Raw genomic sequence first — 13,584 nt, forward strand, 5'->3', positions numbered from 1 at the left:
TCGGAGCGGTTGCCGCCGCGGACGGCGGCGCCGTCTCCGTGAGGCCCGCGGCTATCCCCAGATCACCGACGGGCCTCACGGAGCACGCAGCGAGGGGGGCGTCACTGCGTCTGACTGACGCTCCGTGTACTCGGGCACCCGGCGTACGGCGATCAGTCTGGCGACCACGGCGCATCCACCCCGTCCCTTGAGGCATCCACGCGCAGTCGTATGCTCACTCTAGAGCTGTGATCTTCACATACCGGAGGGGGCCTGTGATGACTTTGGGGACAGACCCGTTCGGGGTCAGGGATGACGCCTTCGCCGGCGCATTCCGAGACGCGATCAACGCCAAGGGCGTGACGTTGACCCGCCTGGAGCGCCAGCTGAAGTCCCGTGGGAGCAGAGTCTCGCTGGCGACGCTGAGCTATTGGCGCTCCGGCGCCAGGCGCCCTGAGGGTCCGCAGTCGCTCGCCGCGCTGGCCGATATCGAGGAGCTGCTCGACCTCGAGGCCGGCGCGCTCACCGTGCTGCTCCGCTCGCACCGCACCGGACCGCTCGGCCCGAACCGGTTCCCGCTGGACGAGCAGGATCTCGAGCGGGCCGTGAAAGAGGCGTTCGCCGCCCTCGGGGCCGACTATCCGGACACCTCACGGGAACTGACCACCCACTCGGTGACCGATGTGGATGCGAACGGCGACATCTCCTTCAGCATCACGCGCAGCATCGTGCAGTCGACGACCGGGACGGTCGTGTCGATCCCGTTCCTCGAGATGACTCCGGGCGTGCGGACCCCGGCCCCCATCATCTCGGCGGTCGCCGGCGGTCACATCTCGGCGCGCTATTCACATCCGAACGGGGAGGTGCACGGCGTGCTGTTCGAGCTCGACGTGCCGCTGACGGCGCCGGACACTGCGGTGGTGGAGTGGTCGGTCGAGTATCCGCCCGGGTATCCGGCGACGCGCGAGACCGGACACGCGGTGGCCCGTCAGTGCCGCGAGCTGCTCGTGTGGACACGGTTCCACCCCGATGCGCTGCCCGACTGGTGCGAGGAGCGCATCGAGACGGCGGCGGGTTCGACGATCATCCCGGCGTCGCTCGGCGGAGGCACCTCGGTGCATCAGGTGCGCCGCGCCTTCGGACCCGGCGTGCTGGAACTGCGCTGGGGCTACGGCGAGCGCACCGCCGATCAGCCGGGCTGATCCCCCGTCGCGACCGGACGGCCAGGCGTGTTCGACCACTGGCTCCACGAGCCGGGGAACACCTTCGCGTCGATCCCGATCTCCTGCAGGATCAGCACGGAGTGCGCCGCCGTGATCCCGGATCCGCAGTAGGCGGCCACCGGAGTGCCCGCCGTCACGCCGACCGCGGCGAAGTTCGCGCGGACCGTGTCTCGATCGAGCAGCTTGCCCTCCGCGTCGAGGTGCACGCCGGTCGGGAGGTTGTGCGCTCCGGGGATGTGCCCGGCCACCGGGTCGAGCGGCTCGGTCTCACCGCGGTAGCGCTCGGGCGCGCGCACATCGAGCAGGACACCGGATGCCGGGAACGCGGCGGCCTCGTCGATCGTGAGCGCCTCCGCACCGATCTCGCCCAGCACGACGTCACCGGGCTCGGGTTCGACGTCGTCGGTCGTGACGTCGAATCCGGCAGCCTGCCACCCGCGGATGCCGCCGTCGAGCACCCGCACGTCGACACCGCCCTGACGAAGCAGCCACCAGGCGCGGGACGCCGCCAGCCCCTTGGCGTCGTCGTAGGCGACCACGGTGTCACCGGCGTGCACGCCCCACCGACGAGCCGCGGCCTGCAGCGTCTCGGTCGACGGCAGCGGATGGCGGCCCTCGCTCGGCTCGCCGTGCGTGGCGAGCTCGGTGTGGAGCGGCACGTACACGGCTCCCGGGATGTGCCCCGCGAGATAGTCGGCGTGACCGTCCGGTCGGTCGAGGCGCCAGCGCACGTCGAGCACGCGCACCGGCGTCTCGGCAGTCAGCAGGTCGTGCAGCTCGTCCGCGGTGATGAAGTTGGTCATGCTGCGAGGCTACCCACTCGATCACCGGGCGACCCCGAGCATGTCGGATTCTGACGTGAGATCGCGGGTGGCATCCGGCGCTAGGCTCGATCCGGCACCGACGAGAAAGGGTCATCATGCCCTCACGTCTGCGCTGGATGCGCCTGCAGCCGCAGGAGCTCGCATTGATCGGCATCACTGCGGTCTGGGGCAGCACGTTCCTGCTCGTGCACTGGGCCATGCAGCATTCGGGCCCGTGGTTCTTCGTCGGGCTGCGGTTCCTCGTCGCCGGCCTCATCAGCGTCGTGATCTTCCGCAGAGTGCTGCGCGACATCCGCTGGCGCGACATCGGAGCCGGCGTCGCGATCGGCGTGATGATCTACCTCGGCTACGGTCTGCAGACCGTCGGCCTGCAGACCATCGACAGCAGCACCTCTGCGTTCATCACCGCGATGTACGTGCCGCTCGTGCCGCTCGCGCAGTGGGCGGTGTTCCGCAAGCGACCGCCGGCGATGGCGTTCGTGGGCGCGGGGCTCGCCTTCGTCGGGCTGCTGCTGATCGCTGGACCGGCTGCCTTCTCCCTGACCCTCGGCGCCGGTGAGATCGCGACGATGCTCAGCACGCTGCCGATCGCGGCCGAGATCATCCTCATCAGCGTGTTCGCGGGCAGGATCGACCTCGGGCGCATCACGATCGTGCAGCTGCTCACCGCCGGCATCCTCGGCCTGCTCACGATGCCGGCCGTCGGCGAGGGCCTCCCGGAGTTCTCCTGGATCTGGGTCGGCTGCGCTGTCGGCCTCGGCGCCGCGAGCTGCCTGATCCAGCTGACGATGAACTGGGCGCAGCAGTCGGTCTCGCCGACCCGCGCCACGATCATCTACGCCGGCGAGCCGGTCTGGGCCGGCGTGATCGGGCGCATCGCCGGCGAGCGCCTCCCCGCGACGGCGCTGGTCGGCGGGGCGCTCGTCGTGCTCGGCATCCTGGCCAGCGAGCTGAAGCTGGTGCGGCGTTCGCGAGCAGCCAGCCGACGAGCAGACTGAGACTCCCGGGAATACCCGGGCGCGCGGCGCGTTTCACCACTCATGATTGAAACTTCAACCGTCATCGCGACCGAGCGGACCCGGGTGCGCGTCCCCCTGCGTTTCGCGGACGGCTACGCGACGACGGCCGACGTCGTCACCTTCGATGGGCTCGTCGACGGGCGCGAGCACCTGCTGCTGGGGCTCGGCGACTGGCGCGCAGCCCTCGAACGCGTCGCCGCCGGGGGCGACGCCCCGCTCGTGCGACCGCACAGCGAGTGCCTGACCGGCGACGTGTTCGGGTCGGAGCGCTGCGACTGCGGTCCGCAGCTGCGTGAAGCCGTCGAGCGGATCGCCGCCGAGGGCGGCTTCCTGCTCTACCTGCGCCAGGAGGGCCGCGGCATCGGCCTGTACGCCAAGCTCGACGCGTACGCGCTGCAGGACGCCGGGCTCGACACCTACGAGGCCAACCTGGCACTCGGTCGCGGCGAAGACGAGCGCGACTACACCGTCGCCGCCCAGATGCTGCGAGCGGTCGGCGTCGACAGCATCCGCCTGCTCAGCAACAACCCCGACAAGGCCACCCAGCTCGAAGCCCTCGGCATCCGAGTCACCGACCGGGTCCCCACCGAGGTGCACCTGTCGGAGGCCAACACCCGCTACCTGCAGGCGAAGCGCGACCACACCGCGCACACGCTCGACCTGTCCGCCGCGTGACACCAGGGAGCGCAATGACGCAGACGCCGCAGCATCCGCGTCGACTCGACGACGCCGAGATGGACACCTGGCTGCCGGTCATCCGATTCGTGCAGCTGCTGCCGCAGGTGCTCGACCGCACCCTGAAAGACGAGGTCGGGCTCAACCACGCGCGCTACGCGATCCTGATCACGCTCGCAGGCCAGGGTGCGGATGCCGTCACGATGACCGAGCTCGCCCACATCGCAGGGCTCAGCCGATCGCGCCTGAGCCACGCCCTCGACTCGCTCGAGGAGCGCGGCTGGGTCGCTCGCACGTCATGCGGCAGCGACAAGCGCACGCTGTCGGCAACGCTGACACCGGCGGGGCGGGAGATGCTGCGCGCCGCCGCCCCGGTCCATGTCGAACAGGTGCGCGAGCTCGTGCTCGACCCGCTCAGCGACGAGGAGCGCGAACAGCTGCGCTCGATCCTCGGCAAGCTGCTCCCCGGGGTGACCGCCGCGCTCTGACGGCCTGCGGGCAGCGCGCACTCGAGCCGTTCTGCTCTGAGCAGAACCGCTCGAACGGGGCCGGTGGCGCGGATTACCGTGAGGCATGGCCGACATCGCCCCGTTCCCCCGCGCACCCCGTCCAGCCCGATCGCCGCAGAGCGCACCGGAGCCCCTGTGGCGCCACCTGCTCGGCGAACAGCTGCGCCGGCGACGACACGAGCGTGACGAGATCCTCTCGGCGACCGCCGATCGCGCAGGGGTGTCGCCGCAGTACCTCTCCGAGGTGGAGCGCGGACTCAAGGAGCCGTCGAGCGAGATGATCGCGGCGATCGCCGGAGCCCTCGACACGAGCCTGATCGAGCTCACCAGCGCGATCGCCGACGAACTCCGATCGGTCACGGCCCCGGCATCCGCCACCGTCTCGGCATCCGGCGCCGTCTTCGCACTCGCCGCCTGAGCCCCGCGAGCCGCGACCGCCGTGACTAGGCCGATCGCGCGCCGAGCACGGTGTCGATCAGGCCGTACTCGCGCGCGGCCGTCGCCGTGAAGACGCGGTCCCGATCGGTGTCGATGCGCAGCTCGCCGAGCGCGCGGCCGCTGTGCCTGGCCAGGATCTCCTCCATGTCGGACCGAACGCGCACGACCTCATCCGCGGCGAGGATGAGATCAGGGATCGCGCCGCGCGACTGGCCGGCCGGCTGATGCAGCACGATCCTCGCGTGCGCGAGCGCCGCCCGCTCCCCCGGCGCACCCGCGGCGACCAGCAGCGCGGCAGGCCCGATCGCCTGGCCGACGCAGGTCGTCGCGATCACCGGACGGATGTGCTGCATCGTGTCGTAGATCGCGAGCGCAGCCCCAGGGTCACCGCCCTCGCTGTTGATGTAGAACTGGACCGGGCTCTCCGGGCTGTCGGCGTCGAGATGCAGCAGCTGCGCGATCAGCGCGTTCGCCACCCCGGCGTCGATCCCGGTGCCCAGGTAGATGACGCGCTCCGCGAGCAGGTGCGAGTAGACGTCCATGATGCGCTCTCCGCGCGGATGCTGCGCGATCACGTTCGGGATCGTGTAGCCGCTCATGCGCTCGTCCCCAATCCGACGCGCTCGCGCTGGCGCGGCATCACCTGCGCGATCGACGCGACGACCTCGTCGATGAATCCGTAGTCCCTGGCCTGGGTGGCGGTGTACCAGCGGTCATGCAGGGAGTCCTCGAAGATGCGCTCGACCGGCTGCCCCGTATCGTCCGCGATCAGGCCGAGCACGGTGTCGCGCATGTGCCTGAGGTCGTCCGCCTGGGTCTCGATCTCGCCGGCCGAGCCGCCGATGCCTGCCGACCCCTGATGCATCAGGATCCGGGCGTGCGGGAGCGCTCGTCGCTTGCCGCCGGTCCCCGCCGAGAGCAGGAACTGCCCCGCACTGCAGGCGAGCCCGAGCGCCAGGGTCGCGACGTCGTTCGGGATCAGGCGCATGATGTCGCGGATCGCGAGCATCGATGGCACCGAGCCGCCGGGCGAATGGATCCAGAGGGCGATGTCGGCACGAGGATCCTCGGCGGACAGCGTCAACAGCTGCGTCATCAGCAGCGTGCCGTTGTCGTCGTCGAGCGCTCCGTCGAGCACCAGCACGCGCTCGTGGAACAGGGCGCGGCGGGCTTCGGGACCGAACTGCGGGATGGGGCTGTCTTCGCTCATGCCCCCAGCATCCGTCGCGGTGCGCGTGGCGGCATCCGTTTCCGCCCTGGGCCGATCTGCCGTGAGCGGAGCGACACTGCAGCTGCCCGAAAGGAGGGCGTAACACCCCCGAATCATGACGCTCGTACGCTCGGCAGCATGGCGAAGAAGGAACCGAAGAACCAGGATGACGCCCAGGCGCCGGCATGGCAGTGGTCGGAGGACGGCCTCAACTTCCGCACCCGCAAGTGGGTGCGACCGGAAGACCTGAACGCGAACGGATCGCTGTTCGGCGGCAGCCTGCTGAAGTGGATCGACGAGGAGGCCGCGATCTACGCGATCGTGCAGCTCGGCAACTACCGGGCGGTCACGAAGCACATCTCGGCGATCGACTTCGAGGCGTCGGCCGTGCAGGGTGACCTGATCGAGATCGGCCTGCAGGCCACGCACTTCGGACGCACCTCGCTGACCATGCGCGCGGTGGCCCGCAACATGATCACTCGCAAGCGCATCCTCACGATCGAGAAGATCGTGTTCGTGAGCCTCGACGAGGACGGCGTGCCCACCCCGCACGGCTACAGCGAGATCACGTACAACCGCGATCGGATGCCGACCGAGCGACTCGCCACCGGCACGATCCGCCTACCCAACTAGCCCCCCTCTCTGCTGCCTCGCCCCCCTTGTTGCCTCGCCCCCCCTGGGTCGAGCCACCCCCTTATGCGCGAGCGGCCCCTGTACGTGCGTCACTCAACGGGGTGGCTCGCACAGAAAGGGGTGGCTCGGCGGAAGTGGCGGCGGCGGCGGTGTTGGCGGCGGCGGCGGCCTCGAACGCCTGGGAGAGGTCGGCGATCAGATCGTCGACGTTCTCGAGGCCGACCGACAGGCGCAGCACGTCTGGGGCAGGACGCGCCTCCGGCGGCACAGGGCGGTGCGTGAGCGCTGCCGGATGCTGGATCAACGAGTCCACCCCGCCGAGCGACACCGCGTGCGTGAACAGGTTCGTCGCGCACGTGACAGCGGATGCCGCGGCGAACCCGCCCCGCATGCGCATCGCGATCATCGCCCCGGTGCCGCGCATCTGCCGCTGCAGGATGCCGTGCGGGTCGCCGTCGAGCCCCGGGTAGAACACCTCGGCGACCTCGGGACGGTCGATCAGCCACTGGACGATCCGGCGCGCATTCTCCTGCTGCTGGCGCATGCGCACCGGCAGCGTGGTCAGGCCGCGGTGCAGCAGGTACGCGCCGAGCGGATGCAGCAGCCCGCCGGTCACCGCACGCACTCGCCGCAGCGCCTCGGCCGTCTCCTCGCCGCACGCCACCACACCGGCGATCACGTCACCGTGCCCGCCGAGGTACTTGGTGGCGCTGTGCAGCGACATCGTCGCGCCGTGGTCGAGCGGGTTCTGCAGCACCGGGGTCGCGAACGTGTTGTCGACGACGACCGGCACCTCGCCCGCCTGGCGGACGACGGCTGCGATGTCGGCGAGCTCCAGCGTCGGATTGGCCGGCGTCTCGAGCACCACGAGCGCGGTGTCAGGACGGATGCTGCCGGCCACCTCGTGCGGATGACAGTACGTGGTCTCGACGCCGAGCAGTCCGGAGCCGAGCAGGTGATCGGTGCCGCCGTAGAGCGGACGCACCGCCACGACGTGACGGCGTCCGGTGGCACCGGTGTGCGCCAGGATCACGGCGGTCATCGCGGCCATGCCAGAGGAGAACGCGACCGCGGCATCCGCGTGCTCGAGCTCGGCGAGCGCGTCCTCGAAGCGCGCCACCGTCGGGTTCCACAGTCGGGCGTAGACCAGGCTCCCGTCCGCGGGCGGTCGACCCCCGGTGGCCATCGCCTCGTAGGAATCTCCGCCGCGTTCGATGTCCGGCAGCGGGTTCGTCGTCGACAGGTCGATCGGCAGCGCATGCACGCCGAGATCGTCGAGATCGGAGCGACCGGCGTGGACGGCCACGGTGTCGGGATGCAGCGGTGCAGTCATGCCTCCACGTTGCCGGAATCACCACGTCTGCGCAGGAATCCGACAGCATCCGCCACGGAATCAATCGCGAACGCTATTCTGTGCAGCATCCGGCATCCGAAGGAGTCCCCCGTTGGCGAAAGCGCAACTCGATGAGATCGATCTGGAGCTGCTCGCGGCGTTGACGCGCGACGCCGAGATCACCAACAAGGCGCTCGCGCACCGGCTCGGCCTCGCCGAGTCGACGTGCGCGCATCGCGTGCGTGCGCTGCGCGACCGCGGTGTCATCCGCGACACCCGCATCCGCGTCGACGGGGCCGCGCTCGGGTTCCCGCTGCAGGCGATCATCAAGGTGCGGCTCGCGAACCACACCGGCGAGAAGGTCACCGCCCTCTTCGATGCGCTCGCGGGCATCCCGCGGGTGCTGCAGGTGTTCCACGTGGCCGGTGTCGACGACTTCCTCGTGCACGTCGCGGTGCAGGATGCCACGGCGCTGCGTGACATCGTGCTCGAGCACATCACGGTGCATCCGGTCGTGCGCGGCACCGAGACCCAGCTGGTGTTCGAGCTGCGCGACGGCAGCGGTCTGCTCGCGCGCTGACGTCGCTCGCGCGGCGTTCCGGTCGCAGTTCGTGCCGCGCTCGACCCCGCGTCGCGGCAGAAACCGCGACCGGAACGAGCGAGTGCGCGAAGATGGAACGGCACATCAGCAAGGGAGCCTCCATGAGCCGCAGTGCCACCGCCGCCACGCACACGATCCGCGAGATGCGCGACCTCCTGTTCGCGAACGCCACCGACTACGAGGCCGCTCGCGCCGGCTTCGTCTGGCCCCGGGTCGAGGAGTTCAACTTCGCCCTCGAGTGGTTCGACGTCGTCGCCGGCAAGACCCCCGACCGCCCGGCGGTGCAGATCGTGTCGGCCGATCTCAGCGTGCAGCAGTGGACCTACGGCGAGCTGTCGGCGCGCTCCGATCAGGTCGCCGCGTGGCTGACCGATCTCGGCATCCGCCGCGGCGACCATGTGATCGTGATGCTCGGCAACACGATCGAGCTGTGGGAGGTCATGCTCGCGATCACCAAGATCGGCGCGGTGTCGATCCCGACCTCGACGCTGCTCTCGGCATCCGATCTCGCATACCGGATCGAACACGGGCGGGCCAGAGCGGTCGTGACGCTCGGGACGCTGGCCGAGCGGGTGGCGGATGTCGACCAGGGCATCCTGCGCATCGGCGTCGGCGACGGCATCCCCGCCGATTGGGCGCGGTTCTCGGACTCGGCGGATGCTGCGAACAGCTTCACGCCGGACGGCGCGACGCCCGCATCCGACACCGCACTGCTGTACTTCACCTCCGGCACCACGAATCGCCCGAAGCTCGTGCAGCACACGCATGTGTCGTACCCGGTCGGCCACCTGTCGACCATGTGGTGGCTCGGGGTGCGGCCCGACGACGTGCACCTCAACATCTCGTCACCCGGATGGGCCAAGCACGCCTGGTCGAGCTTCTACTCGCCCTTCCTCGCGGAGGCCACGGTCTTCGTCTACAACTACGAGCGCTTCGACGCGAACACCCTGATGCAGGTCATGGACACGCACCACGTCTCGACGTTCTGCGCGCCGCCCACCGTGTGGCGCATGCTGATCCAGGCTGACCTCGGCCGTCTGACGCATCCGCCGCGCGAACTGGTCGGTGCCGGAGAACCGCTCAACCCCGAGGTCATCGATCGGGTGCGCGACGCCTGGGGCGGCACGATCCGCGACGGTTTCGGCCAGACCGAGATGACGGCCTGCATCGGCAACTCGCCGGGGCAGACCGTCAAGGTCGGCTCGATGGGACGACCGCTGCCCGGCTACCCGGTGGTGTTGCTCGACCCCGTCACCGGTGCCGTCACCGAGACCGAGGGCGAGATCGCGCTCGACCTGACCGAGTCACCGCTCGGGCTCATGGCCGGGTACTACGACGACCCGGCGAAGACCGCCGAATCTCGGCTCGGCGGCTTCCACCACACGGGCGACATCGCGGTGCGCGACGCCGACGGCTACCTCACCTACGTCGGGCGGTCCGACGACGTGTTCAAGGCCTCGGACTACAAGATCTCGCCGTTCGAGCTCGAGTCGGTCCTGCTCGAGCACGAGCTCGTGATCGAGGCAGCGGTGATCCCGAGCCCCGACCCGACGCGGCTCGCGGTCCCGAAGGCGTACGTGTGCCTGACGGCGGATGCCGGCGACGACGAGGCCGCCGCCGCCCGCTCGATCTTCGCCTACGCGCACGAACGGCTCTCCTCGCACCTGTGGGTGCGGATCATCGAGTTCGTGCCGGAGCTGCCGAAGACGATCTCGGGCAAGATCCGCCGCGTGGAGCTGCGTGCCCGCGAGGCAGAGCGCGTGGCGACTGGTGACGAGACCGGTCAGCACCGCGACCGCGATTACCGCTGACCGCGCACACCGTTCACCACGCGTGCCCGTTCACAATTCAGCAAGAACGCCCGGCACCGACCCGAGTCCCCCCGGAGTCAGGCCGGCGCCGCGCACGCGCGGACACGTTCTTGCTGAATCGTGAACCGGCGGGCTCGCATCACGACGCGGAGACGACCGCCACTGCGCCGGTGACCGGCGCTGCCTTCGACGTCGCGATCACAGCCGGCCGCGTGTGACGGCCGGGCTCGGCGGCGTTCACGATCGCTCGCACCACGCCACCGATCGCCAGCATGGCGACGAGCGCCGCACCCGAGACGATGAGCGGCAGCCACTGATTCGCGAACGATGCGGTGAAGCTCATGAGCGCGAACGGGATCCAGACCCCGACCGCTCCCCCGCTCAATCCGCCCGCACCCCGCATGATCGCGACCCCCGCCACGATCGCGCAGATCACCGCGAGTCCCGCACCGACCATCCCGATCGGCACCATCACTGCGGCGAGATCGTTCGCCAGTCGGAACGTTGTCATGCTGACCCCCCGGTCTGCGGAATCTCCGCATCTTCGACACTAAGGAAGTGTCAGGGGAAGGACATCCGTCTCAAGTGCCACCGGCGTCATCCTTCAGGGGGATATTCCGCGAGCACCCGCCGTCAGCGGCGCTCGCGGCGCCGCGAGCGACCGAGCGTCAAGCGGCGCAGGCGTGAGGAGCGGATCGTCCGCACCGGCTGCGTGAAGACCGCGTCGACGACCATCGACCCGTCGGTCGGACCGACGATCGCGATGGCCGAGGTCTCGGTCGCCTCGAGGGGGTCGATCGGCATCCGCCCGAGTGCCCTGTGCGCACGGACGTAGGCGGGCACCAGCAGCACGATCGCGCCGAGCCAGGCCAGCGGGTTGCTGAGCGCGACCCCGGTGAACCCGAGCACAGCGCCGAGCGCCAACGCCGCGACCACGCGCATCACGAGCTCGATCACGCCGGTCACGGTCGGCACGAGGGTGTGGCCGAGGCCCTGCAGCGCGCCGCGCAGCACGAAGAGGATGCCGAGCGCCCAGTAGCCGCAGCCGTTCACGATCAGCATGCGATGTGCGAGATCGACGACCTCGTCTGACCCCTCGCCGACGAAGAGGCGCACCATGGGCGCGCCGAATGCGATCAGCAGGCCGCCGAGCACGATGCCGGCGCCGATCGCCATCCAGGTCGCCTCGACCACGCCGCGGCGGATGCGGTCGGGACGACGTCCGCCATGATTCTGCGCCGCGTACATCGAGACCGCGAGCCCGAGCGAGGACAGCAGCGCGACAGCGAGGCTGTCGACCCGGGATGCCGTCGTGTACGCCGCGACGGCATCGGCACCCAGCGTGTTCAGGGCCACCTGCACGGTGAGCGTGCCGATCGCGATGATCGACGCCTGGAATCCCATCGGCAGGCCGAGGCGGAGGTGCTCGGCGAAGTCCGCACGCGTCACGCGCCAGTCGCTGCGTCGCAGGTGCAGCATCGGCAGGCGCCGGCGCACGAACTCGAGGCAGAGGAGCACGGACACCGCCTGCGCGACCACGGTCGCGAGCGCGGCGCCGCCGACGCCCCACTCGAGCGGGCCGACCATGAGCACCACGAGTCCGACGTTCGCGGCGCACGAGATCGTCAGGAACACCAGCGGCGTGCGGGAGTCTCCGATCGCTCGGATGATCGCCGAGAGGTAGTTGAAGAACATCGTGGCGCCAGCGCCGAGGAAGCTGATCTGCGTGAAGATCGTCGCCTCGGCCAGGAGCTCGGGCGGGGTCTGCAGCAGGACGAGCAGCGGCTCGGCGATGAGCGGGGCTGCGACGGTCAGGACGACGCTCGTGATCCCGGAGAGGATGACGCCGGTCGCGACCGAGCGGCGGACTCCCGCGTCATCGCGCGCGCCGAAGGCCTGAGCGATCGGGATCGCGAAGCCGCTCGTGAGACCCCAGGCGAAGCCGAGCAGGAGGAACAGCAGCGGACCGGTCGCACCGACCGCGGCGAGCGAGGTCACGCCGAGGTGGCGCCCCACGACGATCGCGTCGGCGAAGTGGTACAGCTGCTGCACGACGTTGCCGAGCAGGAGGGGGATCGAGAAGGCGAGGATGACACGCCACGGGCGACCCGTGGTGAGGGAGGTGGCCATGAGGGGGAGCTCGCAGAAGCTTGGGTGCGGATCGGGGGGACGCACTGCGAGAGTGCTGTCGTCCAGCCTATCGAATCGATTCGGCGTTTCGCATGGACTTTTTCGGGAACCTGCGAGGGAGGTTCCGGCAGGCCCTCCCACGCCGGCGCGAGCGCGCGTACCGTCGAGTGCACGGCGGCGGAGAGCCACCGCTCGGCGAAAGGAATCCCATGCACACTCGCACGCTCGGACAGGGGCTGCAGGTCTCAGCCATCGGACTCGGCGCGATGGGGATGTCGCAGAGCTACGGGCCGAACCCCGGCAGCCGCGACGACATGATCGACGTGCTGCGGTCGGCGCCCGAGCACGGCGTGACCTTCTTCGACACAGCGGAGGTCTACGGGCCGTTCGTGAACGAGGAACTCGTCGGCGAGGCGCTCGAGCCGATCCGCGCCGACGTCGTCATCGCGACGAAGTTCGGCTGGCGGATCGAGGACGGGAAGAGCGTCGGACTCGACAGCCGTCCGGAGCAGATCCGCCGCGTCGCCGAAGCGTCGCTGCGGCGCCTGCGCACCGACGTGCTCGACCTCTTCTACCAGCACCGAGTCGATCCCGATGTGCCGATCGAGGACGTCGCCGGCACCGTCGCCGAGCTCATCGCCGAGGGCAAGGTCCGCCACTTCGGCCTCTCCGAAGCATCCGCCGAGACGATCCGCCGCGCGCATGCCGTGCACCCTGTCACCGCCCTCCAGAGCGAGTACTCGCTGTGGACCAGAGATCCGGAGACCGAGGTGCTGCCGGTGCTCGCCGAGCTGCGCATCGGCTTCGTCCCGTTCAGTCCGCTCGGCAAGGGCTTCCTCACCGGAACCGTCGACCAGCGCACCACGTTCAGCGACAACGACATCCGCGCCACGATCCCGCGCTTCAGCGCCGACAACCGCGGGGCGAACCAGACGCTCGTGGCGCATGTCGGCGCCCTCGCGGCATCGAAGGACGCGACGCCGGGCCAGGTCGCGCTCGCGTGGCTGCTCGCACAGCATCCGTGGGTCGTGCCGATCCCCGGCACCCGACGCACCGCGCGCATCGCCGAGAACGCCGGCAGCACCGCTGTCGCGCTGTCCGCCGACGAACTCGCCGACCTGTCGGCGCTCGCGACCCGGATCGGCGTGAGCGGCGATCGCTACAACCCGCAGCAGATGTCGTTCATCGATCGCTGAGCG

The 13,584-nt window shown here is 70.0% G+C and carries 15 protein-coding genes; 9 read left to right on the top strand and 6 right to left on the bottom strand.

The features are described from left to right. Nucleotides 1-257: 257 nt before the first annotated feature. Nucleotides 258-1,181 carry a hypothetical protein gene (locus tag RS83_RS04985; RefSeq protein ID WP_045278415.1) on the top strand — a complete coding sequence of 308 codons (924 nt, stop codon included), beginning with the start codon at nucleotides 258-260 and terminating at the stop codon, nucleotides 1,179-1,181. On the opposite strand, the gene RS83_RS04990 is transcribed toward RS83_RS04985, so the two are convergent. Beyond that, nucleotides 1,169-2,005 carry a sulfurtransferase gene (locus RS83_RS04990; RefSeq protein WP_045278416.1) on the bottom strand — a complete coding sequence of 279 codons (837 nt, stop codon included), beginning with the start codon at nucleotides 2,003-2,005 and terminating at the stop codon, nucleotides 1,169-1,171. The two genes, RS83_RS04985 and RS83_RS04990, sit on opposite strands and share 13 nt — an antisense overlap. 116 nt (nucleotides 2,006-2,121) lie before the next feature. On the opposite strand from RS83_RS04990, the gene RS83_RS04995 reads away from it, so the two are divergent. The 4 genes from RS83_RS04995 (at nucleotide 2,122) to RS83_RS05010 (ending at nucleotide 4,647) form a co-directional block, all read left to right on the top strand. Continuing rightward, on the top strand, nucleotides 2,122-3,024 hold the full coding sequence (locus tag RS83_RS04995; protein ID WP_045278417.1) for a DMT family transporter: 903 nt from the start codon (nucleotides 2,122-2,124) through the stop codon (nucleotides 3,022-3,024). A 42-nt stretch (nucleotides 3,025-3,066) separates the two neighbouring features. After that, nucleotides 3,067-3,720 carry a GTP cyclohydrolase II gene (locus RS83_RS05000; protein ID WP_045278418.1) on the top strand — a complete coding sequence of 218 codons (654 nt, stop codon included), beginning with the start codon at nucleotides 3,067-3,069 and terminating at the stop codon, nucleotides 3,718-3,720. Between the two features lie 14 nt (nucleotides 3,721-3,734). Further along, nucleotides 3,735-4,208 (top strand): MarR family winged helix-turn-helix transcriptional regulator, encoded by a 474-nt coding sequence (locus tag RS83_RS05005; protein ID WP_045278419.1) that lies wholly within the window; start codon nucleotides 3,735-3,737, stop codon nucleotides 4,206-4,208. 85 nt (nucleotides 4,209-4,293) lie between these two features. After that, on the top strand, nucleotides 4,294-4,647 hold the full coding sequence (locus tag RS83_RS05010; protein ID WP_045278420.1) for a helix-turn-helix domain-containing protein: 354 nt from the start codon (nucleotides 4,294-4,296) through the stop codon (nucleotides 4,645-4,647). A 25-nt stretch (nucleotides 4,648-4,672) separates the two neighbouring features. Here the strand turns inward: RS83_RS05010 and RS83_RS05015 are convergent, their stop codons facing one another. Next, nucleotides 4,673-5,266 (bottom strand): ClpP family protease, encoded by a 594-nt coding sequence (locus RS83_RS05015; RefSeq protein ID WP_045278421.1) that lies wholly within the window; start codon nucleotides 5,264-5,266, stop codon nucleotides 4,673-4,675. Next, complete coding sequence (locus tag RS83_RS05020; protein WP_045278422.1) at nucleotides 5,263-5,877, bottom strand: ClpP family protease; 615 nt, start codon at nucleotides 5,875-5,877, stop codon at nucleotides 5,263-5,265. The genes RS83_RS05015 and RS83_RS05020 overlap by 4 nt, the downstream gene beginning before the upstream one ends. A gap of 138 nt (nucleotides 5,878-6,015) precedes the next feature. Here RS83_RS05020 and RS83_RS05025 point away from each other — a divergent pair, with 138 nt between their 5' ends. Further along, nucleotides 6,016-6,510, top strand: a complete 495-nt coding sequence (locus RS83_RS05025; RefSeq protein WP_082071528.1) for an acyl-CoA thioesterase — start codon at nucleotides 6,016-6,018, stop codon at nucleotides 6,508-6,510. Between the two features lie 61 nt (nucleotides 6,511-6,571). Here the strand turns inward: RS83_RS05025 and RS83_RS05030 are convergent, their stop codons facing one another. Then, a complete protein-coding gene (locus RS83_RS05030) occupies nucleotides 6,572-7,843 on the bottom strand; it encodes a trans-sulfuration enzyme family protein (RefSeq protein WP_045278423.1) in 1,272 nt (423 codons plus the stop codon). A gap of 112 nt (nucleotides 7,844-7,955) precedes the next feature. On the opposite strand from RS83_RS05030, the gene RS83_RS05035 reads away from it, so the two are divergent. Both RS83_RS05035 and RS83_RS05040 read left to right on the top strand, forming a co-directional pair. Beyond that, complete coding sequence (locus tag RS83_RS05035) at nucleotides 7,956-8,423, top strand: Lrp/AsnC family transcriptional regulator (protein ID WP_045278424.1); 468 nt, start codon at nucleotides 7,956-7,958, stop codon at nucleotides 8,421-8,423. A gap of 122 nt (nucleotides 8,424-8,545) precedes the next feature. Next, nucleotides 8,546-10,255 carry an AMP-binding protein gene (locus RS83_RS05040; protein ID WP_045278503.1) on the top strand — a complete coding sequence of 570 codons (1,710 nt, stop codon included), beginning with the start codon at nucleotides 8,546-8,548 and terminating at the stop codon, nucleotides 10,253-10,255. Between the two features lie 139 nt (nucleotides 10,256-10,394). Here RS83_RS05040 and RS83_RS05045 read toward each other — a convergent pair whose 3' ends face one another. Both RS83_RS05045 and RS83_RS05050 read right to left on the bottom strand, forming a co-directional pair. Further along, nucleotides 10,395-10,766: a hypothetical protein gene (locus RS83_RS05045; RefSeq protein WP_045278425.1), complete on the bottom strand. Its 372-nt coding sequence runs from the start codon at nucleotides 10,764-10,766 to the stop codon at nucleotides 10,395-10,397. Between the two features lie 122 nt (nucleotides 10,767-10,888). Then, nucleotides 10,889-12,385: an MATE family efflux transporter gene (locus RS83_RS05050; protein WP_045278426.1), complete on the bottom strand. Its 1,497-nt coding sequence runs from the start codon at nucleotides 12,383-12,385 to the stop codon at nucleotides 10,889-10,891. Nucleotides 12,386-12,594: 209 nt separating this feature from the next. On the opposite strand from RS83_RS05050, the gene RS83_RS05055 reads away from it, so the two are divergent. Continuing rightward, on the top strand, nucleotides 12,595-13,581 hold the full coding sequence (locus RS83_RS05055) for an aldo/keto reductase (RefSeq protein ID WP_045278427.1): 987 nt from the start codon (nucleotides 12,595-12,597) through the stop codon (nucleotides 13,579-13,581). The last annotated feature ends 3 nt before the right edge of the window (nucleotides 13,582-13,584 follow it).

This window comes from Microbacterium oxydans (assembly GCF_000956525.1).
GTDB classification, from domain to species: Bacteria; Actinomycetota; Actinomycetes; order Actinomycetales; family Microbacteriaceae; genus Microbacterium; species Microbacterium oxydans_A.

What these genes read in the sequence shown, in the direction of transcription:
- RS83_RS04995 (WP_045278417.1), top strand. Translation starts at nt 2,122, where the DNA reads ATGCCCTCACGTCTGCGCTGGATGCGCCTGCAGCCGCAGGAGCTCGCA.
- RS83_RS05000 (WP_045278418.1), top strand. Translation starts at nt 3,067, where the DNA reads ATGATTGAAACTTCAACCGTCATCGCGACCGAGCGGACCCGGGTGCGC.
- RS83_RS05040 (WP_045278503.1), top strand. Translation starts at nt 8,546, where the DNA reads ATGAGCCGCAGTGCCACCGCCGCCACGCACACGATCCGCGAGATGCGC.
- RS83_RS05045 (WP_045278425.1), bottom strand. Translation starts at nt 10,766, where the DNA reads ATGACAACGTTCCGACTGGCGAACGATCTCGCCGCAGTGATGGTGCCG.
- RS83_RS05010 (WP_045278420.1), top strand. Translation starts at nt 4,294, where the DNA reads ATGGCCGACATCGCCCCGTTCCCCCGCGCACCCCGTCCAGCCCGATCG.
- RS83_RS05050 (WP_045278426.1), bottom strand. Translation starts at nt 12,385, where the DNA reads ATGGCCACCTCCCTCACCACGGGTCGCCCGTGGCGTGTCATCCTCGCC.
- RS83_RS05015 (WP_045278421.1), bottom strand. Translation starts at nt 5,266, where the DNA reads ATGAGCGGCTACACGATCCCGAACGTGATCGCGCAGCATCCGCGCGGA.
- RS83_RS04985 (WP_045278415.1), top strand. Translation starts at nt 258, where the DNA reads ATGACTTTGGGGACAGACCCGTTCGGGGTCAGGGATGACGCCTTCGCC.
- RS83_RS05005 (WP_045278419.1), top strand. Translation starts at nt 3,735, where the DNA reads ATGACGCAGACGCCGCAGCATCCGCGTCGACTCGACGACGCCGAGATG.
- RS83_RS05020 (WP_045278422.1), bottom strand. Translation starts at nt 5,877, where the DNA reads ATGAGCGAAGACAGCCCCATCCCGCAGTTCGGTCCCGAAGCCCGCCGC.
- RS83_RS04990 (WP_045278416.1), bottom strand. Translation starts at nt 2,005, where the DNA reads ATGACCAACTTCATCACCGCGGACGAGCTGCACGACCTGCTGACTGCC.
- RS83_RS05055 (WP_045278427.1), top strand. Translation starts at nt 12,595, where the DNA reads ATGCACACTCGCACGCTCGGACAGGGGCTGCAGGTCTCAGCCATCGGA.
- RS83_RS05025 (WP_082071528.1), top strand. Translation starts at nt 6,016, where the DNA reads ATGGCGAAGAAGGAACCGAAGAACCAGGATGACGCCCAGGCGCCGGCA.
- RS83_RS05030 (WP_045278423.1), bottom strand. Translation starts at nt 7,843, where the DNA reads ATGACTGCACCGCTGCATCCCGACACCGTGGCCGTCCACGCCGGTCGC.